Here is a 21,769-nt window from a genome sequence, read left to right on the forward strand (position 1 = left end):
ATACATCCTCACTTTTCCTTCTTATTGTATTTAGGTTTTCTGTTTTCGATTTCATCAAGGTATTGTAAATAATGTTTGTAACGATAGGCCTGTATCGTACCCTCTGAAACTTCTTTTTGGACTTGACAGCCCGGTTCATTCCGGTGCATACAACTTCTAAAACGACAAAGATCTTGTACTTCAACAAATTCTAAGAATAATTCAGGTAACTCTTCTGTTTCAATCTCTAAAAAATCTATCGAACTAAAACCAGGCGTATCTGCTACTAATCCATCATATAAAGGAATCAACTCAACATGACGAGTAGTATGCTTTCCACGACCCAATGCTGAAGAAATAATCCCAGTTTTTAAGTCTAATTCAGGAGCAATTTGATTTAAAAGCGTTGATTTTCCGGCACCTGATTGTCCCATAAACACCGTTAATTTATTTGGAAAATATGCTATTAACTCTTCTATTGCTGCATGATTTGATTTTAATTCTGGAAGAATAACTGGATAGCCTATTTTCTCATACTGCTGTTTTAGAATCGCCATGTCTTTGATTTGTTCTTTATTCAATAAATCTATTTTTGTAATATAAATAATAGCCTGAATACCTTTACTTTCTAAGGTGATTAAAAAGCGGTCTAGTAAATTAGTGGAAAAGTTAGGCTCAATAGCTGACATAATAATAATTCCTAAATCAACATTTGCTACAGTAGGACGGATAAGTTCATTTTTTCTTGATAACAATTCTTTAAGAATTCCATCAGTCGTCGTGCTGCTCTCAAATTCTACATAATCACCAACCATCGGCGTTAATTTACGTTTTCTAAAATTACCTCTACCACGAGTTTGGTAGGTTTCACCTTCGTGGTAAACATAATAAAATCCACTCAACGCCTTTCTAATTTGTCCTTTTGGCACAGTGTACCTCCTTTTTTTTTTTATTTAGTTTAACGAATAAGAATGTTCTTTTTTATATTTTAACACCAAAAAACCCGAAAGACTAGTTTATGTCTTCCAGGGATTTCGGTTTATAGCAACATTAGACTTCTTTTATGGAGAAACTTCATCTTCTTCGATAGTTTCTCCATCCCTAACAACTTTGTATCTTCCTTTTTTTCCTTCTTCTAAGACAAATGGTAAGTCAATTTCAGTATCTTCTGAAATTTCGAATTGTTGGTAAACAGTTTCTAACTTGTGTTCTTTATCTTCTATATAAATCGTGATTAAGTTTGGAAGAGTGTTTGGCTCTACGCTCTCTTCATCGTTTCCAGAAGAATCTATCTCTTGTAGTTTTTTATAAGAAATATCAATTCTTTTATTAACTGTCTTTGCCGGGATTTCTTTAGGTCCCTGTGAAAGAACCACCGAAATATCTTTCCCTGCGTATAAAATAGTTCCTGCTGCTGGATTTTGTGATATAACTTGCCCCTCGGCTACTTCGGCTGAGTACTCTTTTGTGATCGTTACATTTAGCTCATTATCATTTACATAATCTCTCACGCTCTTTTCAGTGTACCCACTCAAATCGCGCATTTCAAAACCAGCTTGTCCAGTACTAACGACAAAGGTAACCGTTATATCTTCAGGAATAACAACTTCATTTTCGTTAATGTTTTGTGAAATAATCAGGCCTGCCTCTATTGTATCACTACTTTGATCTTCACGCTCTACAGTAAAATTTTGTTCGTTTAATTGAGCTTGAATTTCCTCATATGATTCTCCTGTATAATCTAGAAATTTAAAAGTTACTTTACCAGAGCTAATCACAACATCTATTGGTGTATTTTCTTTTACGCTTAAACCTACTTTAGGTTTAGATTTTATAATGAGTCCTTCTTCAATGTCATCATCTGCTTCTTTTGTAACTTTTCCGAGAAGTAACTTTTTTTCAGATAAAACTTTCGTTGCTTCATTTTCAGTCATATCTGTTATATCTGGAACAGTAACATCTTTCGGTGCACTATTTGCTATCAAAAAGAATAGTCCAATGCTCAATAAAAACAAAGCTAATGCTATCGAGAGCAATACCTTACGCTTTTTACTTTTTTTAGTTTGCACTTTATTTGATTTTTCATTATTTTTAAGCTGCTTATTATCTAATCTTTCATTTTCTTGAGTCTTAGCTTCTACTTTTGAGTCTTTTATAACTAAAGGAATCGGTTCTAAAATTTTTGTTGTTTCCATCATACTAACTGGAATATATTTTGCTTCATCTCTTCGGTCTGCCGATAATGCAGTAGCCAAATCATTTTGCATCTCGTAAATCGTTTTATATCTATCCGCTACTTCTTTAGCTGTAGCCTTTAAAACGACATTCTCTAAAGCTTGCGGGATGCGTTGATCGTAACTTTTGACAGAAGGAACAGTTTCTTGGAAATGCTTTAGAGCAATTGAAACGGCAGACTCTCCATCAAACGGAACATGGCCCGTTAAGAGTTCATATAAAATAATTCCTAGAGAGTAAATATCAGATTGATTTGTTGCCATGCCTCCGCGTGCTTGCTCGGGCGACAAATAGTGTACTGAACCTAGTAATGAATTAGTCTGTGTAATAGACGTTTGAGATAGGGCAACTGCTATTCCAAAATCGGTAATTTTAACTATGCCAGATTCATCAATTAAGATATTCTGTGGTTTCAAATCGCGATGAATGATTCTATTATGATGAGCAGCAGCTACTGCAGATAGAACTTGATCCATAATATGTGTGACTTTTTGATAGGGTATCGGAAAGTTCGTATGAATATACTTTTTTAAGTCCATTCCTTTAACGTACTCCATAACAATGTATTGGTTATCATCTTCTTCACCGATATCATAAACACTCACAATATTAGGATGGACTAATTCAGTCGCTGCAAGGGCTTCTCGCTTGAATCTTCTAATCGTATCTTGATCGTCACGGAAATCATAACGTAATACCTTAACAGCTACGTCTCTATCTAATATTAAATCGTGTGCTAAATAAACGTGAGCCATTCCACCGCCACCGACTGTGCCAATTATTTTGTAGCGACCATTTAACTTTGTTCCTATTTGCATATCCATTTGCCCTCCTTTCCTTTATTGGGTTCTATTAGCATAACTGTAACGTTATCGTACCCACCGTTTGCATTCGCTAATGAAACTAACTCTGACACCTTTTCTTTAAGGCTCGTACTTGATATAGTTAATATTTTTGCTATTTCTTTATCGTTAACCATATTGGTTAACCCATCAGAACAAAGCAACAATTGATTTCCTGTTGAAATAGAGGTAGTAACGATATCCACATCTACTTTTTTAGTAACTCCTAAAGAGCGAGTCAAAATATTTTTTTGGGGATGATTCATAGCTGCTTCTGTTGTAATTTCGCCACTTTTTAATAATTCATTAACCAATGAATGATCGTCCGTTACTTGCTTTAAGTTTCCATTTATAAAATGGTAGGCTCGACTATCTCCAACATTCGCAACAATAAAATGATTTTCAACTAAAGCCACTGCTACAAGAGTTGTACCCATTCCTTCTAAATCTGGATACTGAGTTGATTTTTCAACAATTCGAGTATTTTCTATATTAATATGTTCTTTGATCCACTCTACAATCGTATCTACATCAGTTAAACCACTATTTTCCCATGCATCTCCTAAATGTGAAACAGCCATTTCACTAGCAATATCTCCAGCTTTATGACCACCCATTCCATCACACAAAACTGCTAATGGTATCCCTTGATTATTCTCAAAGTAATTAGCAAAATCTTGATTGTTTTTTCTTTTCTTTCCAATATCACTTTGAAAAAAAATATGCATTACTACACCTCACCGATCATAGAAATTAGTCTTTTAAATCTATTTTCTTCTTAAACAACTAATGAAAAAGCCATCTGTCCCAAAATCTTGTGGATAAATCTGCATTAAATTATCTTGAATCGTTCCATTTAAAGCATCACTCGCGACAACAGCTATTTTTTCGAAGTTAGGATGAGAACTTAAAAATGCCTCTATTGTCCCTTGGTTTTCTTCTTTAGTAATAGTACACGTACTATAAACTAATATTCCATCTTTTTTTAATTTTGGAGCGACACTTGTCAAAATATCTAACTGAATTTTTTTTAATTGAGTGATATCTTGAGCTTTTTTTGTGTACTTAATATCTGGTTTTCTTCTCATTAATCCTAAACCAGAACAGGGTGCATCCACCAAAATACGATCAAAGCTCTCATCTTCAAAAGCTTCTTCGACTTTCCTAGCATCCATTGTTCTTCCCTCAACTACTTTATCGACACGCAATCGTTTAGCATTATCTTCAATTAATTTTACTTTATGTGGGTGCAAATCAAGTGCTACAACCTTGCCACCTGCTTCTTGTGATAAGAATGAAGCAATATGAGTCGTCTTACCTCCGGGAGCAGCACAGGCATCTAATACTTGGTGATGTCCCTCTATTTGCATAGCAGGAGCTACTAGCATAGACGTTTCATCTTGTATCGTTAACTGGCCTGACTGGAATAAAGGTGAGGACGCAAAATGGCCTCCTTTACTAATGACTCCTACTGAAGAAATAGCACTCTGTTCTACATGAAATCCTTCTTCTTCCATTACCTCTAGAGCCTCTTTGACAGATAAATATTTCTCATTAATACGTGCACTAGAATGACTAGGACTTAAAATAGATCTCCCTAATTTCCTTGTTTCTTCTATCCCTATTTCAGCTATAAATTTTTCAATCAACCATTTCGGCATACTAATTTCAATACTTAATCGCTCTACTGGATCTTTTATCTCATCAAGTGATTTAAATCCTTTACGCTCAGCATTTCTCAAAACGCCATTAATAAATTTACTAACTCCAATGTGACCTTTTTTCTTTGCTACTTCTACAGCTTCAAATAAAATAGCATGAGAAGGTATTTTATCTAAGTAAATCATTTGATAAATAGATAAACGCAATAAATTACGAACCCAAACATCTAATTTTTGATTTTCTTTCAAAAAAGAAGTCAAATAATAATCCAATGTTAACTTGTGTTGCAGTACGCCATAGACTAATTCAGTTAATAAACGAGCATCTGCTGGAGACAAATTATTTTTTTGTATCGTCTCGTTGAGGAGTAAATTAGAATAGGAATGGTCTTTTTCTGTTTTTTCTAAAATAGACATCGCTAAATAACGACTAGTCTTTTTTGTATTGCGTTTTTGTACAGTCTTATCTGTTTCTGTTTTATCTTTTTTAGTTTCCATTTTCCCCTACCTTTTCTCCAATCGTTACTTGGCTTCCTATTCCAGTTAAATAGGCCAGTGTTGTCATTTTACTTTTGCCTGCAGGTTGAAGTTCGTTAATTTGTATTGTTGTATTATTTCCACAAGAAATGACAAGCGCGGCTTTTTCTATTCTAACAACAACTCCAGGTTCTTCGCTTATTTTTTCTTCTAAAACAGTTGTATCCCAAATTTTCACTCGGATATTATCTATAATGGTATAAGTAACTGGCCATGGACGCATGCCTCGTACTTGGCAGTCAATTTCTTTAGCTTCTTTTGTCCAGTCAATTCTTTCTTGTTCTGGCTTAATATTGGGTGAAAAAGTAACTTTTTCTTCATCTTGTATGATTGGTTTAATTTTGCCAGCTAATAAATCAGGTAAAGTATCGATTAATAGTTCTTTTCCTAACGCACTCAAGCGTTCAAAAAGAGTTCCCACATCATCACTTTCCGTAATTTCTAAAGAGCGCTGAGATAAAATTAAACCAGCATCCATTTTTTTCTCCATATACATAATGGTTACGCCCGTTTCTTTTTCACCTTTTATTAAAGCATAATGGACAGGTGCGCCTCCACGGTATTTAGGTAAAAGAGAAGCATGAACGTTTATTGCACCATATTTCGGTGTGTTCAATAATTTTTGAGGCAAAAATTGGCCAAAAGCTGCTGTAATAAGCAAATCTGGTTTCATCTCTATTATTTTAGTCATTTCGTCTGAACCCGTTATTTTCTCTGGCTGTAAAACGATTAAATTTTGCTTAAGTGCCGCAATTTTTACTGGAGTTTGTGTCATAACCTTTTTTCTACCAACCGGTCTATCTGGTTGTGTTACTACGGCTAGTATTTCGTATTTCTCCTCAATTAAAGCTTCTAATATTGGAACAGAAAATGCTGGTGTCCCCATAAATACTATTTTTGTCATGTTATATTCTCCTCCATATAATCTTCTAAGTCTTCTGGTTTAATTTTTTGAATGATTTTATCTGTAAATAACTTTCCATCAAGATGTTCTAATTCATGTTGAAAAACACGTGCTAGATAATCTTCTGCTTCAACTTCATAAGCGTCACCATCTCTATCAAAATACTGAAGAACAATCGTTTCTGCTCGCTCAACTGTACCGTAGATTTCTGGAAAACTCAGACAACCTTCAACGTCAATTGCTTTACCTGATGATTTTATAATCTTAGGATTAATCATTTCAAATAAACCTGTTTCTTCATCAATCTCAACTAATGCTATTCTAAGTGATTTATTTACTTGAGGTGCCGCAATACCAATTCCGTCACCGTCTATCATTGTTTCATACATATCATCCATCAACTGAATAATTTCATCTGTGATATCTAACACCTCTTTAGTCGGTGTAACTAATACTGGGTCAGGGTATTTTATTATTGGTAATAAAGCCATTTATTTTCCTGCTTTCTTTTATCAAATAAAATGCATCGGTTCAGAATCAATCGCAATTTGTAAACCTTTTGCCATCTCTTTTTGTGATTGACTTAGTAGCTCTTGTAATTGTTTAAACAAAGTTGGTTCGTGTTTATACTTAATAATTGTTTGATAGTAATACCGATTATTTACTCGCGCAACTGCTTTTGGTGTAGGACCTAACAAGATTGTTTCTGGTCTTAAATTTGGTCTGATGGACTCTACAATTTCTTGCATTTTTTTTGAAGCTTGTAATTCTTCAGTATGACTCGTCGTAATCAGAATAGTGAAAAAAAATGGTGGATAATTCCCTCTATGTCTTAAAAGCATTTCTTTTTGATAGAAAGCATCATAATCGTGTTTTTGAGCTAGCTGAATAGAATAATGTTCTGGATTAAATGTTTGAACAATTACTTCTCCTTTTAACTCAGCTCTTCCTGCCCTTCCGCTCACTTGGGTTAGTAATTGAAATGTTCGTTCACTTGCTCTGAAATCCGGTAAACCTAATCCAGTATCTGCGTTTAAGACTCCGGCTAATGTGATATTAGGGAAATCTAGTCCCTTTGCAATCATCTGAGTACCTAACAGTATATCCGCTTCTTTATTCCCAAAGGCAGATAATAATTTTTCGTGAGCTCCTTTTTTTCTAGTTGTATCGACATCCATCCTAATCACTCTTGCTTCTGGTATGATGTCATGTAGTTCCTCTTCTATTTTCTGTGTTCCAGTACCGTAATACCGAATCTTATGTCCGTTGCAACTTGGACAAATGCGAGGTATAGCTTCTTCATGTCCACAATAATGACATTTCATTGTTTTTGTATCCATATGCAAGGTTAAGGAAATATCGCAATTAGGACAGGGCAAAACAAAGCCGCAGTCTCTACACATAACAAAAGAAGAATACCCACGACGATTCAATAGAAGAACAATCTGTTCTTTTTTAGCTATTCGATCTCTTATTTTTTCTTGTAAGACAATTGAAAAATTACTACGGTTTCCTGTTTTTACTTCTTCACGCATATCGATAACTTCGACTACGGGTAAATCTTTTTTATTTACTCGCTCAGGTAATTCAAGTAAAGTATACACTTTTTTATAAGCACGTGCGCGTGATTCTAGTGACGGTGTCGCACTACCTAGGATAACCGGGCAACTATGATAATCTGCTCTCCAAATCGCTACATCTTTGGCATGATAACGTGGATTTTCATCTTGCTTATACGTTCCTTCATGTTCTTCATCAATGATAATCACACCAATGTTCTTAACCGGAGCAAAAATAGAAGATCGTGCACCAACAACTACTTTAGCCTCTTGTCTTTCTATCTTACGCCATTCATCGTATTTTTCACCTATTGATAAGCCGCTGTGTAAAACAGCAACAGCTCCACCAAATCGGCCTTTAAAAGAATGAACCATTTGAGGTGTTAAAGCAATTTCTGGTACAAGCATTAAGGCTGATTGACCATTTTTTAATGTTTCCGCTATCGTTTGCAAATAAATTTCTGTTTTTCCACTTCCGGTTACGCCTTTAAGTAAGAAAACTTCTTTTTCGTGTTGTTTAACAGCTTTCATAATCGGCTGTAACGCTTTTTCCTGCGTATCATTTAAGACAAACGGCTCGGTTTTTTTAAATTCTTTGTGCTTAAATGGATCACGATACATTTCTTCTTCAAAAAAAGAGAGCCATTTTTTATTTTCAGCTTCTCGTAAAATAGCTGCAGAAACCCCATATTTTTTATTCATATCAGTAGTACTAATGGATTCATTATTCAATGATTGAAGTTGTCTCAATAATACTGACTGTTTAGGAGCTCGTTTACCTAATCCAATAATCTCTTCTTCCAATTGTTCAAAGCTTAAATCGGATTGAATCATCCGTCTTTTTTTTGTTTTTGCTTGGTTTTTTACAGAATAAGACAACTCAACTAATTCTTTTTTCTTTAGCTTTAATAATTGAGGCATCAATCCGCGTTCCGTCGCTTCATCCCAAGTTAATTCATTTCTACCTTTAAATAATTCAAAGAATAAATTTTCTGGTATTTCATCTATTACTTTTATTTTTTTTTCATATTTTGCTCGCAACATAGCAGGCAACATAGTTTGATAACAAGTAATTTGAAAAGAAAAAGTCCATCTTGCCATTTCACGTCCTAATAACAGCAGTTCTTCATCTAAAACAGCTGTTAAATCCATTAAATTAGCTATAGCTTTTAACTCTCCTTTAAAATTACTTGCTTGAGTAATTTCAACAACAAATCCTTGGACTTTTCTAGCTCCTTGTCCAAAAGGAACTTCTACCCGCATACCAGGCATTATTTGTTCATCAAATTCAGCTAGAATTAAATAATCGTAGGGTTTATTTGTTTGCATTGTTGGGACATCTACAATAACCTTAGCAATTGAAACCACTCTTTATCACTTCCTCACTTAATCATTTGCTCTATAGCTACTTTAAAAATTTCTTCGGCAACTTTTTGTTTGCTACGGATAGAAACTTTAACAGGTTCGCTATTCGGCGTGAAAATAATCACTTCATTTGTATCTTGATTAAATCCAACATTGGGTTTTGAGACATCATTAGCTACAATCATATTAGCTTTTTTGCGCATTAATTTTTCTTGAGCGTAACTTTCAAGGTTATTTGTTTCTGCAGCAAAGCCAATCAGAAACTGTTGCTGCTTAGTATGACCTAATTGGTACAAAATATCTGTTGTTTTTTCTAATTCTATTATCAGCAATTCTTCACTTTTTTTAATTTTTTTAGAAGCTTGTTTTTTTGGACGATAATCCGATACAGCCGCAGCCATTACAACAATATCTACCAATGCGTATTCTTTCAATACAGCATCCAACATTTCTAAAGCAGAACTTACATAGACAACAGTTACTCCAAAAGGTTCAGGTAATTGACTAGTAGCAGAAATAATAGTTACTTGTGCTCCTAAATCTCTGGCAACACTCGCCAAGCTGTAACCCATCTTACCAGATGAATCGTTGGTTATATAGCGAACAGGGTCAATACGTTCTTTTGTTCCACCTGCTGTTATGACAACACGCTTATTTTTTAATGGCAACTCTGCTTGTCTTGGAATCATAAATTGTTTGACTGATTCAACAATCGTTAACGGTTCTGGTAGTCTACCTTTGCCTTCATATCCTTCTGCCAGAAAACCGGTTTCTGGTTCCATAACAAAACGCTTATCTAATCTTAAGGTTGCAAAATTACGAACAGTTGCTGGATTCTCCAACATATGTGAATTCATTGCAGGAACAACAAAAATAGGAGCTGTTGTAGCTAGTAAAGTTGTCGTAACAAAATCATCTGCTATTCCATTTGCTACCTTAGCAATAACATTGGCTGTGGCAGGAGCAATAACAGCTAAATCCGTCCAGTCTGCTAAATGGATATGACTGACTTTATCTTCTTCTCTCTCATCAAATGTATCTGTGTATATATGGTGTTTGCTCACTATTTGGAACGTCAAAGGGGTTACAAATTCCATAGCTGATGCAGTCATTGCTACTTTAACATTTGCTCCTTGTTTAATAAACTGTCTAACTAAGTCAACAGCTTTATAGGATGCTATACCTCCACAAACATATAACGCAATATTTTTATTTTTTAACATTTTGACTAGCCTCCTTCAAAATACAACAGAATGTTAACGATACCTGATAACAGTTTACTAAAAAATAAGATGTTTGTCTTGTGAACCTAGTAATTCCTTAATTTACTAAAATAAAAATACTCCAAAAACAGGTAAATACCTATTTTGGAGCACATGTAAAAATTATTAGCGATTAAATAAAAGCAATTACTCTTGAGGCCCAACCGTGGTAGGATCGATAACTAAATCTCCGGCGTCAATTTCTTCTAGTGCACGTCCCACATTTTTATATGATTGGTAATTTTCTAACATAGGCATAGCCTTTGCTTCCAATTCGTGTGCACGCTTGCTTGCTAAAATAACTAACGAATATTTTGAATCAATTTTTTCTAATAAACTATCAATAGATGGCAATAACATCATAATATTTTACAACTCCTCAATCATTTTTTTATACCGATGGATAACACGTGAAACTTTTAAGTGTTCACATTCAACGATATCTTTAATTTTTGCAACAGCATTTTCTACTTTATCATTCTCAACAGCATAATCATAGTGTTGCATCAAATTGATTTCCTCAATAGCTCTTTCCATCCGACTTTCTATGACACTTGATTCATCTGTTCCTCTACTTACTATACGTGATTTTAATTCTTTCAACCCTGGCGGAGTCAAGAAAATAAAGATCCCTTCAGGCATTTTTTCTCGCACCTGTAAAGCACCTTGAACTTCAATCTCTAAAAATACATCTTTTCCACTGTCCAACGTTCGATTGACATACTCTAGTGGTGTGCCATAATAATTTCCAACATATTCTGCATATTCTAATAAACCGTCTTTTTTGATCAAATCTTCAAACTGTTCTTTGGTTCTAAAAAAATAATCACTTCCATCTATTTCCCCTATACGTTCTTTTCGTGTAGTCATTGAAATAGAATATTCTAAGTCATTTTCTTCTTGCTCAAAAATAGCTTTCCTTACGGTCCCTTTTCCTACTCCAGAAGGTCCTGAAAGAACAATTAAAAGTCCACGATCTACCATGTCAAAATCCTTTCCATTCTAAAAAAATAAGTTATTCTTTTTTATAAAAATAGTACTTTATTCAAAAGTTGATAAGAAGAGTTTGAGAGTGTCCATCTCTTCATTCGTTAATGTTAAACCTTTACCCATTTTCTCATGGTTTGGTGACCAATCACGAATATCAAATTTAGGTGGATTACCATTCCAACTTACTAAATTAATTTCTTTTTGCCAGCCTTTATTATTCTTTGACAACACTGCAATTTCTTCCATTATTTCATAAGAAAATTTTTGAGACACTGTTCTTTACACCTCACATATAGACATTAAAAGTAATTTTTAAATAACTAGTTACAAACACTTGTCCTTTTAGTGTACCATAAAAAATAGAAATGGTGTACGCCTTTTTTCATATTTCTTCATTAATACTAGTAAAGCCTATTTTTAAGAGAATATAGTTTTTCAAGGTTATTTTAAACATAATTTTAAATATAAAAGAAGTAGTATGAACACTAATCGTGTCATACTACTTCTTCATGAAAACAGATTTAAATTAAAGGCTAACCCATGTCTTTAACTTTCATTAAGCGAGTTATATTCGCTCTCTCATTTTCATCTAATTTCATTTGGATGAAATAAATTGTCTCTTCTAATTGAGGAATTGTCATGTATTCTAAAGCATTTACACGACGACGAGTTTTCTCAATCTCATCTGCCATTAGTTGGCATGTTTTTTCTATCTCAGAAAGTTCTAACAGTTCAGTCATAACCGCAGACATCTCTTCGATTGACGTATCAAGTTCACTATTTGAATTTAGGTAACCATACTTTAAATCATTTGTATCTTGACTCTCATCGTATCCAAAATTCATTACAGGTACTGAAACACTCATAATATTTTTTTGGTACATTTCTAATTCAACCGAACGTGGTGGTATAGCTACTAACTCTTCAATAAATTTTTCATTTAGTAAAGCCTTAGCCATTACAAATGATTGCATCGCACTAGTTAATTTTTCTTCAACTATTGAACGTAATACATTATTTTTTCTGATTAGAGTAATAAACTGACGCATCAATTCATCTTGTTTATCTTTTAATAATTTATGACCACGAGTTGCTGTGCTTAATCGTTGTTTTAAAATGGTTAATTCCATTCTTGTAGGGTTGACGTTTAACTTTGCCATTTAGACTCATTCCCCTTTCGGCAGGTATTCGTCTAACATTTCATCTTTGATTCGCTTTAATTCTGTTCTTGGTAAAATAGCTAACAATTCCCAAGCTAAATCTAGTGATTGTTCAATTGTACGATTCGTGTAATTACCTTGGTTTACATATTCATTTTCAAAACGCTCGCCGAATTTAGCAAATAACTTATCTGTTTCTGAAAGAGCAGATTCACCTAAAACAACTGCTAATTCCTTTGCTTGTTTACCTTCAGCATAAGCAGCAAACATTTGGTTCATTGTTGCAGCATGATCTTTTCTTGTTTTCCCTTCTCCTGTACCTTTATCTTTCAAACGCGATAAAGAGGGAAGTACATCAATTGGAGGTTGGATTCCACTATTGAATAAATCACGAGATAAGATAAGTTGTCCTTCAGTAATATAACCTGTTAAATCTGGAATTGGGTGAGTAATATCGTCTTCGGGCATCGTTAATATCGGTATTTGAGTAACAGAACCTTTTCCACCTACTAAACGTCCAGCACGTTCAAACAATGTTGCTAAGTTTGTATACAAGTAACCTGGGTAACCACGTCTTCCTGGTACCTCACGTCTTGCTGCTGAAATTTCGCGTAAAGCTTCACAATAGTTAGTCATATCCGTCATGATAACAAGAACATGCATATCTTTTTCGTAAGCTAAATATTCAGCCGTTGTTAATGCCATTTTTGGCGTTGCAATCCGTTCGATAGCTGGATCATCAGCTAAATTAATAAACATTACTGAGTGGTCGATAGCTCCTGTTTTACGAAAATCTTCCATAAAAAATTCAGCTTCTTCAAAAGTAATCCCAATTGCTGCAAAGACAATCGCAAACTCTTCTTCAGAATCTAAAACGGTTGCTTGTCTAGCAATTTGAGCTGCTAATTCTTTATGTGGTAGTCCTGAACCTGAAAATACAGGTAGTTTTTGTCCTCTAACTAATGTATTCAAATGGTCGATTGATGAAATTCCCGTTTGGATGAATTCATCTGGATAATCGCGCGCCATTGGATTAATCGGTTCACCATTTACATCCATTGTTTTTTCTGGAATTAATTCAGGACCATTATCGTTAATTCGTCCCATTCCATCAAATACTCGACCAACCATATCCTCAGAAACATCTAGTGAAAGTGGTCTACCTAAGAAACGTACTTTTGTATCTTCTAAATTTATTCCACTTGAACCTTCAAAAATCTGAACCATAGCTTTATCGCCATTGATTTCTAAAACTTGACCACGTCTTTTTTCACCAGTTTGCATTTGTATATCGACTAGTTCATCAAATTTAACGCCTTCTACGCCTTCAACTGCCATTAAGGGGCCCACAACTTCTGTTACTGTTTTGTATTCTTTAAGCATCTGAGTCCATTCCCCCTTCTTCAACAATTTGATGAATCGTATTTTTAATGTCTTCTTTTAATTGATCAAATTCGCTAATTCTTTCTTCTGGGATATATTTACTACGTGCAATTCTTTCTCGAACAGCGACAGTTCCTTCAATAATCTCATTGAAGTAAGAACCTAATTTCATACCGGCTAGTGCTTCATCTTGGAAATCAAGAATGGTAGAGAGCATTCCATACTGTTTTTCGATTGACGTATAGCTATCAACATCATCAAAAGCATTTTGCTGTAAGAAATCTTCACGAATCATTTTAGATACTTCAAGTTTTAATCTATCCGTTTCTGATAGAGATTCAACGCCGACTAAACGTACAATTTCTTGTAATTCTGATTCATCCTGTAATAGCGTCATGGTTCTTCTTACCATAACAGTCCAATTTTTTTCTAACTTGTTTCCAATAAATGTCCCCAATTCAGCTGAGTACAATGAATAAGAAGATAACCAGTTAATGGATGGGAAGTGACGTTTTTGAGCTAGTAAATTATCTAAACTCCAAAAAACTTTAGCTACACGTAATGTATTTTGCGTTACTGGTTCTGAGGTATCTCCACCTGGAGGCGAAACTGCACCAATAGCAGTGATACTTCCTTCACGACCTTCTGTACCTAATGCGATAATTTTACCAGCACGCTCGTAAAATTCTGCAATACGACTACCAAGATAGGCAGGGTACCCTTCATCTCCTGGCATTTCTTCCAAACGACCTGACATCTCACGAAGTGCCTCTGCCCAACGCGATGTTGAGTCAGCCATGATTGCCACGCTGTATCCCATATCTCTAAAGTATTCTGCAATCGTGATACCTGTATAAATTGAGGCTTCACGAGCCGCAACCGGCATATTTGAAGTATTAGCGATTAAAATCGTACGTTCCATAATCGATTCACCAGTACTAGGATCAATTAATTCTGGAAACTCATTGATTACGTCCGTCATCTCATTACCACGCTCACCACATCCAACATAAACTACTAAATCGACATCTGCCCATTTAGCTATTTGGTGTTGTACAACAGTTTTTCCAGCACCAAAAGGTCCAGGTACTGCTGCTGCTCCTCCTTTTGCTACTGGGAATAACGTATCAATAACACGTTGACCAGTAATCATTGGAGCATCTGGGTTTAATTTTTTTGCTGTTGGACGGCCCTGTCTTACTGGCCATTTCTGTAACATCGTAAATTCTTTCGATCCATCTTCAGTATCTAATGTATAGATTGTATCAGTAATATCAAAGCTTCCACTTTTAATACTTGTTATCGTTCCTTCAACGCCATAAGGCACCATTACTTTGTGTACAATAACTTTAGTCTCTGGGACAGTACCTACAATATCACCAGCAATAACTCTAGTTCCAACCTCTACGGTTGCTGTGAAATCCCATTTATCCGTACGACTCAATGCTTTTATTGACACACCACGGACTAAATAGTTGCTATCTGTTTTTTCCATAAACTTGTCTAACGGACGTTGAATTCCGTCAAACATTTGTGAAATCATTCCAGGAGCCAATTCTACTGATAAGGCTTCTCCAGTAGTTTCTACTGGTTCTCCAGGTCCAATCATCGATGTTTCTTCATAAACTTGAATAGAGGCTACGTCATTACGCATTTCAATAACCTCACCAATTAACCCAAGTTTACCAACTTTACAAATATCTTGAATATTTGCCTCCTCCATTCCATCAGCCGTAACTAATGGTCCAGAGACACTCACAATTCTTCCTTTGTTCAAACTGGTAACCTCCTATAAAATATTTTGTCCGACTGCTTTTTCAACATTTTGTTGAATTCTTTTTTTCCCAATACCTAAAGATCCTAAATGATTCGGAATTAGAATAACAGCAGGCTGAACTACTTGGTCGTAGCGTTCGATTGTTTCAGGTATTAATTTTCCTAGTGGCTCAGTTAAATAGATAATCCCATAATTTTCTTTGGCTAATTGGTCTACCATACGTCTAGCTTCTTTAGCTTCCGATGCATAAAAAATATTAAATCCTAAAATTTTAAAAGGGAGAATGGAATCTTTATCGCCAACTACTCCTATTTTATAAGCCATAAATGATTCGCATCCTTTCTCTTATTTCTTTTATTGGAAGATTATTTTCTTTTCCCACTAAAATTAAGCGTAAGTTTTTAACTTCGTTTTCTTTAGCATAAATATAAGCCAATATCGGCATTGGCCCAAAAACTTCCAGTTTAGCATCTTTCATCTTTTCCATATAAGCATTATCTGTTTGTAAATCAAGTCTTACGGGTGATAGTTCTTGCGTTTCTGGGTTAACAGAGTTTAAAATAATATCACTGTACTTCCCATCAGCAAGTTTCTTACCCGCATCAACTAAATTTCCAGTACCAAGTTGAATCAACTCTTTTTTTGAAATACTTCCTGAACTAGATAATATCGTTGTTAAAAAGTTTTGAGATCGTTTTTGTTTAATTGCTCTAGACAATGTAGATAAATTATTTAAGTCAATTAGCATTGTAATTAAATCAACTACTTTAGGATCTCTAGTACTTTTTGCTAACTGTTTCAAATGAGTAAAATAACGTCGATCTAAAATAATATCAACGGATTGAACGTTATGATACTCCTCATAACCTGTTTTAACTTCTTGAATGCTAATTATATACTCTTGACTTAGTTCGTCTGATTTCCCTGTTTCTACAGCTTGTTTCAAAGATGAAATAGATTCTTTCCCAATCGGTATAAGCATGCTAGAAAAATCATTTTGTGTTAAATTTTCTTTTAACATTACTTTTAAATTATGATAAGAATAACGTAGTGTAAACAACTCTACTAAAGCTGGTTCAGGACTAATCGTAAACAGTTCGTCGTACATCCGTTTTAACTCATTCACAAGAAGCGTGTCGTAATTTTTCGTTCTTTTCAACTCTTCGACATCATTACGATAGGGTGTATCTTTTAACACACCTAGTGCCTCCTCAAAATCAGGCGACTGTAGCATCCGTTCAAATTGATCATTTTTAAGGAGGTTACTTTCGAAAACACGAATACGTGCATTAGTCCCAGCAAAAGCTGTTGGTTCCATTTATTCTCCCCCTTTTTTTAAAACAATTTTTTAGAAATAGATGGTATTATTTGCCTTCTGATTTCAGTAATCAATGAATCAAACAAATAGTTATATTGGATACCTGTTTTATCTTTGATAATAAATCCGGCTTTTTTATCAATCGTTTCAGTAGACAATAATACCAGTAGACCTTTTTGAACAGCGTTATCAGTCCAAGTTTTAGATACTTTCTGACTAGATTTTTCACCTAGAACTAACTCAATAGTTTCTATTGTTTTGAACTGCTCTAAAACGGAAAGTAAAAATTGTTGGAATCTTATTTCGTCCCATTTTTCCATAGTTGTTTGGGCTTCCTCAAAAACGTTGTATAAAAAATGTTGTTTTTTAGCTAATATCTCGTCTCTTCTTTGATTTTCTAAACTATTTTGATTCTTTTCAAAATCTTCTGCTAAACGTTTATCAATCAATTGCAATTGTTTTATTTTTTCTTCTTCCAGTTTCACTTCAGCTAGTGCAATAGTTTCTTTAGCTTCTAATTTAGTCTGGTTTATTGTCTCTTGTATTTCAATTTTCTTTTTTTCAATCATACGATCAGTAATGAGTTTTAAATCTGACATAATTTCCCTCCACTCTTATCAATTTCTTTTTTGTATAGAAAAGTAACTTAATTTTTCTATACGTTTAATACTAATAAGAACGAAATTACGAAACCTAAGATTGCATAAGTTTCAACCATCGCTGAGAAAATAATACCTTTAGTTGCATGTTCCGGTTTTTTAGCTAAAATTTGGATACCTGCTGATGCAACACGTCCTTGAGCAATACCTGAGAATAAACCAGTAAAAGCAATTGGCATCGCAGCCATTAGCAAATACAATCCTTGAGCTACTGTTGTATCAGCACCTGTATTCAAGTAGATTAAGAAGGCAATAACGAATCCGTATAAGCCTTGTGTACCTGGTAACAATTGTAGAATCAAAGCTTGTCCAAATTTTTCTGGTTGTTCTGTCGTTAGTGCCGCTGCTGCTTCACCAGTCATACCTACACCCTTAGCTGAACCGATTCCTGAAAAGATCGTTGCGAATCCAATTCCCATTGCTGCAAAAAATAAACCACCGTTGTTTTCAGTTAAAAATGTTAGCAAGTTTCCCATTATAAAATTCCTCCATTATTGTGTTTTATTTTTTTAAAATTATCATTTATTTACTGTCTTTTTTTAAATAAATATGTTTTTCAAACGTTTTTAACGGATTAAGTGCATGTCCGCCACCTTCATAAAATTTACCAAAAAATTCAACATATTGTAATCTTGCTGTATGCACATACGCACTCAGATAAGTTAAGAAGATATTTAAAGAATGTAGAGCAATAAACAATAGAATTCCAACAGTGAACTTAGCCACTGGTGGAAGGAAATCAACAATCATATTAAATGCTGCTGCGATACTTCCACCTGAAATACCTAAAGCCATCAGTCTTGTATAACTAACTAAATCGCCGACATAACCGGTTATTCCATAAATATTATACAAGCCAAGTGCAGCTCCCAAACCTTTACTTTCCGATGACAACATCGTTACAAAAATAATTCCAACAACGTTTACGCCAATCAGAATGTAAGCGACTAAATTAAGAATTGGACTATCAAATACCATCATTCCTAATACTAGTAAGCCTATACCTAGAAGAATCCCAACCCAGGCCATACCATCGACATAACTAGAAGCACGTTGTTGTTTTCTCCACTTCACTCCACTATTAATAAGCAAGCCATAGATCAGTTGGATAAAACCAAAAATTACAGAAACAATCAATATCGTTATGACATCAGATGTTGTAGATAATAGTTGAATTGGTAATTCGTAACCTATAAAACTACCATAAACTAATCCCCAAACGATTACGGAATAAGATAGTAGATTGAAAAAGCGAATAAATTTAGCTGTTCCACGATCAAGATTAAATAGTTTCTGGGCAGCAAGTGTCCCAACCATAAGAATCAAGCCATACCCTACATCTGCACTCATCATACCAAAGAATACTAAGTAAAAAGGCATCATGAATGGCGTCGGATCAATATCGTCGTATTTAGGCAGACTATACATTTCAGTAATACTCTCAAATGGTTCTACGAACTTATTATTTTTTAAAACAACAGGGACGATATCAAATTCTTTCATCTTAATTTCTTCTGGGATAATAGCATAATTATTTTGCCCAAGATGCTCATCCAAAAGTTTGCTCAAATCAGAAAATTGTTCTTCTTCTAACCAACCATTTAGCATGAAGAGACTATTGCCGTTTAACAGAAGATCTTTTCCAATTTCTCTTTGGTGTAGATTGTAATAATATTCCTCTCCCAATTGTAATTCCTTTAACTGAGGAGAAAATTGCAACAATTCTTTTTTCAATTTCCGCTCTTTTTCTTGTAGTGCTTTATTTTCAGTCCTATTTTTTTGTAGCTCTTCTTTAGGTAAGGATTTGTAAGGATAAGTGAATTTAGTAAACTGAAACTGGTTTAGTACTTCTTCGATTACTTTTTCATTATCTTTTGCAGTAATAACTAGATACGCTGCTTCGTCTTTGTATAGAAAAATTTCATCCATATAATTAGTTTCAGATTCTTTTAAAGCTTCTTTAAAATCCGATACATTTCCTGAACAAATTGTTCCAACAAATGCTGAAGTCAATTTAAATTTAGTCAAGTCATTGGGATTAAAACTTAAAGGCTCCCACTTACGCAAGAATAACTCTTCCTCATTTAACGTTTTTTGCTTTTGATCTAAAATGATGAGTTCCTTTTCCTTTTCTGAAACGTCATCGCAAATCTCTTTCAACCGGGTAATCGAAACCGATTTTTCAAGCTCTTCTAATGTGTATTCTTCTCTACCTGCCTTTAATTTAGCAAACATTCCTGCTTTAGGAATGTATTGATTTAAATAAGTCAAAGAATATTGAATATCTTTTAATCGTTCTTCGTATTCCATTCTTTCATTTGCTGGTTTTTCTTTAGAGTAGTAATCAAGAAGCGTTGATTCTTCTAAAGTAGACAGATCAAACAGTTCTAGTCTTTGTAACTCCTGTACTGCCTTTAGTAGAAGGTCTTTATCTGTTTGTTCAGCTAAGAGCGTTACTTTTTTCATTTTAGCTATTGCCATAGCGATTGACGACCTCCTTAACAATATCATTAACTACATTTTTTTTATTCATCTGAACGGACTGTTTCATTTTTTCTACTTCAACCGTGATTACTTTATTTATTTCTTCTTTAATAGAGGTAATTTTTTCATCATATTCTTTTTGTTGTATATCTTCGTAATCTTTTAATTCTGAGGATAATTTCTTTTTATTTCCTTCAATTACTACTTGCACTTCAGCTTTTATACTTTTTATTTCACTGATACTGTCTAGCTCTAACTTCGCTGCTTTTTCTTCTGCTTTTTTGACGTATTCTACAGTTTCTAAACTCATTATCTCACCTCCTCAAGAATAAAAAATAGGCGTGCTTGAAAAGACTTCTTCTCACCCCTTGAAGAATCATCCTTGAAAGCTATCGCCCAACCGTTACACTCTATTTTATTAAGTAAACTAAGTTTATCCCAAATAATGAAATCCTTTTGATGACTTTCCCTCTAAGAAAAAAACACTACTCCACCTAACTTGACGCCTTTTAATTTTTATGCTTATCTCTACAAACAACTTATTTCTTAGCTGTTGTTCAACAACATATTTAAACTTATACTTGTACCATTATACCGTTTTTTAACCGAAATTACAATGTAGAAGGGTTAAATAAGCCAACGTCATTTTTTTATCTCACCGAATGAAAATACTGCTATAGATCCAAAACCAGTATGAGCAGCAATTGTTGGACCGTAAGGATAAATCTGGATATCTTTTACTGCCATTTTGTCTAAAATTGTATTTTTTATCCAAATGGCTTCTTCAGGTACACCTACGTGTCCGATAAAAAGCGTTTGTTTTTCTGGTTCTACTATACCTTCAATTGTTTTTTGGACTAAATACTGTAAAGATTTTTTGCGTCCACGTACTTTCGCAAATGGGACTAAATTACCTGTACGATTCATAATAATAATAGGCTTTACGTTTAACAATGTCCCTAGTGTTGCTGAAACAGCTGAAATACGTCCACCTCGTTCTAAATGCTTGATATCTTCTACAGTTACCCAAGAGTGAAGTTTCAACTTATTTTCTTCGATCCATTGCGCAACTTCTACTAATGATTTACCCATTTTTTTTAACTGTACTGCTTCGTAAATCAATAATCCTTCTCCAAGACATGCGGCTAGAGTATCAACGACCGTAACTTCGATTAAGCCGTACTCTTCTTTTAACATCTCAACAGCTGCCATTGCATTATTATAAGAGCCACTCAATCCAGATGAAAAGGCTAAATAAAGAACCGGCTCATTATTCTCAATATAATATTTAAAGGTTTCAAAATAAGTTCCGATATTTATTTGTGAGGTTGTAGCAATCTCTCCATTTTTTACTGATTGAAAAAACGCTTCTCTATCAAATGTTTTACCTAAATCGTCTAGGTATTCATTGCCGTTCAAATTAATTGTCATGTTAATAACATGAATGCCATTTTCTTCCACAAAATCTAGTGGTAAATCACAGCAAGCATCTGTCATTATTTTATAAGTCATCATAAAACTCCTCATCATACCTTATCTATTTTTGCATTTCTCTTTCTATTATAACTAGAAACCTAATGAAAGAAAACTTTATCGTTAATAATTTTTAAAAGACTGTCATTAATAATTTTTAAAAGACTTGCAAAAAAGAACA

At 34.2% G+C, this 21,769-nt stretch carries 21 protein-coding genes and 1 other annotated feature; all 21 genes read right to left on the reverse strand.

Going from position 1 to position 21,769, the window contains the following annotated elements; genetic code table 11:
* Positions 1-8: 8 nt before the first annotated feature.
* The 21 genes from rsgA to B9Y54_RS10280 all read right to left on the reverse strand — a co-directional run bounded on the left by rsgA (position 9) and on the right by B9Y54_RS10280 (position 21,627).
* Complete coding sequence (rsgA, locus tag B9Y54_RS10180) at positions 9-908, reverse strand: ribosome small subunit-dependent GTPase A (RefSeq protein ID WP_085560127.1); 900 nt, start codon at positions 906-908, stop codon at positions 9-11.
* A gap of 132 nt (positions 909-1,040) precedes the next feature.
* Positions 1,041-3,032, reverse strand: coding sequence for a Stk1 family PASTA domain-containing Ser/Thr kinase (pknB, locus tag B9Y54_RS10185; protein WP_085560128.1), 1,992 nt, complete (start codon positions 3,030-3,032; stop codon positions 1,041-1,043).
* Positions 3,023-3,784 carry a Stp1/IreP family PP2C-type Ser/Thr phosphatase gene (locus tag B9Y54_RS10190; protein WP_085560129.1) on the reverse strand — a complete coding sequence of 254 codons (762 nt, stop codon included), beginning with the start codon at positions 3,782-3,784 and terminating at the stop codon, positions 3,023-3,025. The genes pknB and B9Y54_RS10190 overlap by 10 nt, the downstream gene beginning before the upstream one ends.
* Before the next feature lie 39 nt (positions 3,785-3,823).
* On the reverse strand, positions 3,824-5,215 hold the full coding sequence (rsmB, locus tag B9Y54_RS10195) for a 16S rRNA (cytosine(967)-C(5))-methyltransferase RsmB (RefSeq protein WP_085560130.1): 1,392 nt from the start codon (positions 5,213-5,215) through the stop codon (positions 3,824-3,826).
* Positions 5,205-6,158, reverse strand: coding sequence for a methionyl-tRNA formyltransferase (gene fmt, locus B9Y54_RS10200; protein ID WP_085560131.1), 954 nt, complete (start codon positions 6,156-6,158; stop codon positions 5,205-5,207). The genes rsmB and fmt overlap by 11 nt, the downstream gene beginning before the upstream one ends.
* On the reverse strand, positions 6,155-6,649 hold the full coding sequence (gene def, locus B9Y54_RS10205; RefSeq protein WP_085560132.1) for a peptide deformylase: 495 nt from the start codon (positions 6,647-6,649) through the stop codon (positions 6,155-6,157). Before def ends, fmt begins: the two co-directional genes overlap by 4 nt.
* Before the next feature lie 21 nt (positions 6,650-6,670).
* Positions 6,671-9,085, reverse strand: a complete 2,415-nt coding sequence (gene priA, locus B9Y54_RS10210) for a primosomal protein N' (protein WP_085560133.1) — start codon at positions 9,083-9,085, stop codon at positions 6,671-6,673.
* A 14-nt stretch (positions 9,086-9,099) separates the two neighbouring features.
* The gene (coaBC, locus tag B9Y54_RS10215) at positions 9,100-10,305 is read right to left on the reverse strand and encodes a bifunctional phosphopantothenoylcysteine decarboxylase/phosphopantothenate--cysteine ligase CoaBC (protein WP_085560134.1); all 1,206 of its coding nucleotides are present in this window, start codon (positions 10,303-10,305) and stop codon (positions 9,100-9,102) included.
* A gap of 186 nt (positions 10,306-10,491) precedes the next feature.
* Positions 10,492-10,707: a DNA-directed RNA polymerase subunit omega gene (rpoZ, locus tag B9Y54_RS10220; protein ID WP_085560135.1), complete on the reverse strand. Its 216-nt coding sequence runs from the start codon at positions 10,705-10,707 to the stop codon at positions 10,492-10,494.
* 6 nt (positions 10,708-10,713) lie between these two features.
* Positions 10,714-11,328: a guanylate kinase gene (gmk, locus tag B9Y54_RS10225; RefSeq protein ID WP_085560136.1), complete on the reverse strand. Its 615-nt coding sequence runs from the start codon at positions 11,326-11,328 to the stop codon at positions 10,714-10,716.
* A gap of 57 nt (positions 11,329-11,385) precedes the next feature.
* Positions 11,386-11,607, reverse strand: coding sequence for a YdbC family protein (locus B9Y54_RS10230; RefSeq protein WP_085560137.1), 222 nt, complete (start codon positions 11,605-11,607; stop codon positions 11,386-11,388).
* A 260-nt stretch (positions 11,608-11,867) separates the two neighbouring features.
* Entirely contained in the window at positions 11,868-12,494 is a 627-nt protein-coding gene (locus tag B9Y54_RS10235; RefSeq protein WP_085560138.1) for a V-type ATP synthase subunit D, read from the reverse strand.
* A gap of 6 nt (positions 12,495-12,500) precedes the next feature.
* Entirely contained in the window at positions 12,501-13,877 is a 1,377-nt protein-coding gene (locus tag B9Y54_RS10240) for a V-type ATP synthase subunit B (protein ID WP_085560139.1), read from the reverse strand.
* Positions 13,870-15,654 (reverse strand): V-type ATP synthase subunit A, encoded by a 1,785-nt coding sequence (locus tag B9Y54_RS10245; protein ID WP_085560140.1) that lies wholly within the window; start codon positions 15,652-15,654, stop codon positions 13,870-13,872. The genes B9Y54_RS10240 and B9Y54_RS10245 overlap by 8 nt, the downstream gene beginning before the upstream one ends.
* 12 nt (positions 15,655-15,666) lie before the next feature.
* A complete protein-coding gene (locus B9Y54_RS10250; protein WP_085560141.1) occupies positions 15,667-15,978 on the reverse strand; it encodes a V-type ATP synthase subunit F in 312 nt (103 codons plus the stop codon).
* Positions 15,968-16,972 (reverse strand): V-type ATP synthase subunit C, encoded by a 1,005-nt coding sequence (locus tag B9Y54_RS10255; RefSeq protein ID WP_085560142.1) that lies wholly within the window; start codon positions 16,970-16,972, stop codon positions 15,968-15,970. Before B9Y54_RS10255 ends, B9Y54_RS10250 begins: the two co-directional genes overlap by 11 nt.
* Before the next feature lie 17 nt (positions 16,973-16,989).
* On the reverse strand, positions 16,990-17,571 hold the full coding sequence (locus B9Y54_RS10260; RefSeq protein ID WP_085560143.1) for a V-type ATP synthase subunit E: 582 nt from the start codon (positions 17,569-17,571) through the stop codon (positions 16,990-16,992).
* A 56-nt stretch (positions 17,572-17,627) separates the two neighbouring features.
* Positions 17,628-18,107 carry a V-type ATP synthase subunit K gene (locus tag B9Y54_RS10265; RefSeq protein WP_085560144.1) on the reverse strand — a complete coding sequence of 160 codons (480 nt, stop codon included), beginning with the start codon at positions 18,105-18,107 and terminating at the stop codon, positions 17,628-17,630.
* A 46-nt stretch (positions 18,108-18,153) separates the two neighbouring features.
* Positions 18,154-20,112, reverse strand: a complete 1,959-nt coding sequence (locus B9Y54_RS10270; RefSeq protein WP_085560145.1) for a V-type ATP synthase subunit I — start codon at positions 20,110-20,112, stop codon at positions 18,154-18,156.
* Positions 20,099-20,425 carry a hypothetical protein gene (locus B9Y54_RS10275; RefSeq protein WP_085560146.1) on the reverse strand — a complete coding sequence of 109 codons (327 nt, stop codon included), beginning with the start codon at positions 20,423-20,425 and terminating at the stop codon, positions 20,099-20,101. The genes B9Y54_RS10270 and B9Y54_RS10275 overlap by 14 nt, the downstream gene beginning before the upstream one ends.
* 45 nt (positions 20,426-20,470) lie before the next feature.
* Positions 20,471-20,517 (reverse strand) — a sequence feature (sodium ion sensor (DUF1646 type); this cis-regulatory element may regulate processes involved in with the transportation of sodium ions).
* A 240-nt stretch (positions 20,518-20,757) separates the two neighbouring features.
* Positions 20,758-21,627 carry a DegV family protein gene (locus B9Y54_RS10280; RefSeq protein WP_085560147.1) on the reverse strand — a complete coding sequence of 290 codons (870 nt, stop codon included), beginning with the start codon at positions 21,625-21,627 and terminating at the stop codon, positions 20,758-20,760.
* Between the last annotated feature and the right edge of the window lie 142 nt (positions 21,628-21,769).

This window comes from Carnobacterium iners, assembly GCF_900177385.1.
Classification (GTDB): domain Bacteria; phylum Bacillota; class Bacilli; order Lactobacillales; family Carnobacteriaceae; genus Carnobacterium_A; species Carnobacterium_A iners.

Bases quoted from the DNA above. Each gene is read 5' to 3' on its own strand.
- B9Y54_RS10235 (WP_085560138.1), bottom strand. From the start codon at position 12,494: ATGGCAAAGTTAAACGTCAACCCTACAAGAATGGAATTAACCATTTTA.
- B9Y54_RS10270 (WP_085560145.1), bottom strand. From the start codon at position 20,112: ATGGCAATAGCTAAAATGAAAAAAGTAACGCTCTTAGCTGAACAAACA.
- def (WP_085560132.1), bottom strand. From the start codon at position 6,649: ATGGCTTTATTACCAATAATAAAATACCCTGACCCAGTATTAGTTACA.
- B9Y54_RS10190 (WP_085560129.1), bottom strand. From the start codon at position 3,784: ATGCATATTTTTTTTCAAAGTGATATTGGAAAGAAAAGAAAAAACAAT.
- B9Y54_RS10275 (WP_085560146.1), bottom strand. From the start codon at position 20,425: ATGAGTTTAGAAACTGTAGAATACGTCAAAAAAGCAGAAGAAAAAGCA.
- pknB (WP_085560128.1), bottom strand. From the start codon at position 3,032: ATGCAAATAGGAACAAAGTTAAATGGTCGCTACAAAATAATTGGCACA.
- fmt (WP_085560131.1), bottom strand. From the start codon at position 6,158: ATGACAAAAATAGTATTTATGGGGACACCAGCATTTTCTGTTCCAATA.
- B9Y54_RS10265 (WP_085560144.1), bottom strand. From the start codon at position 18,107: ATGGGAAACTTGCTAACATTTTTAACTGAAAACAACGGTGGTTTATTT.
- B9Y54_RS10250 (WP_085560141.1), bottom strand. From the start codon at position 15,978: ATGGCTTATAAAATAGGAGTAGTTGGCGATAAAGATTCCATTCTCCCT.
- B9Y54_RS10240 (WP_085560139.1), bottom strand. From the start codon at position 13,877: ATGCTTAAAGAATACAAAACAGTAACAGAAGTTGTGGGCCCCTTAATG.
- B9Y54_RS10280 (WP_085560147.1), bottom strand. From the start codon at position 21,627: ATGACTTATAAAATAATGACAGATGCTTGCTGTGATTTACCACTAGAT.
- B9Y54_RS10255 (WP_085560142.1), bottom strand. From the start codon at position 16,972: ATGGAACCAACAGCTTTTGCTGGGACTAATGCACGTATTCGTGTTTTC.
- rpoZ (WP_085560135.1), bottom strand. From the start codon at position 10,707: ATGATGTTATTGCCATCTATTGATAGTTTATTAGAAAAAATTGATTCA.
- B9Y54_RS10260 (WP_085560143.1), bottom strand. From the start codon at position 17,571: ATGTCAGATTTAAAACTCATTACTGATCGTATGATTGAAAAAAAGAAA.
- gmk (WP_085560136.1), bottom strand. From the start codon at position 11,328: ATGGTAGATCGTGGACTTTTAATTGTTCTTTCAGGACCTTCTGGAGTA.
- rsmB (WP_085560130.1), bottom strand. From the start codon at position 5,215: ATGGAAACTAAAAAAGATAAAACAGAAACAGATAAGACTGTACAAAAA.
- coaBC (WP_085560134.1), bottom strand. From the start codon at position 10,305: ATGTTAAAAAATAAAAATATTGCGTTATATGTTTGTGGAGGTATAGCA.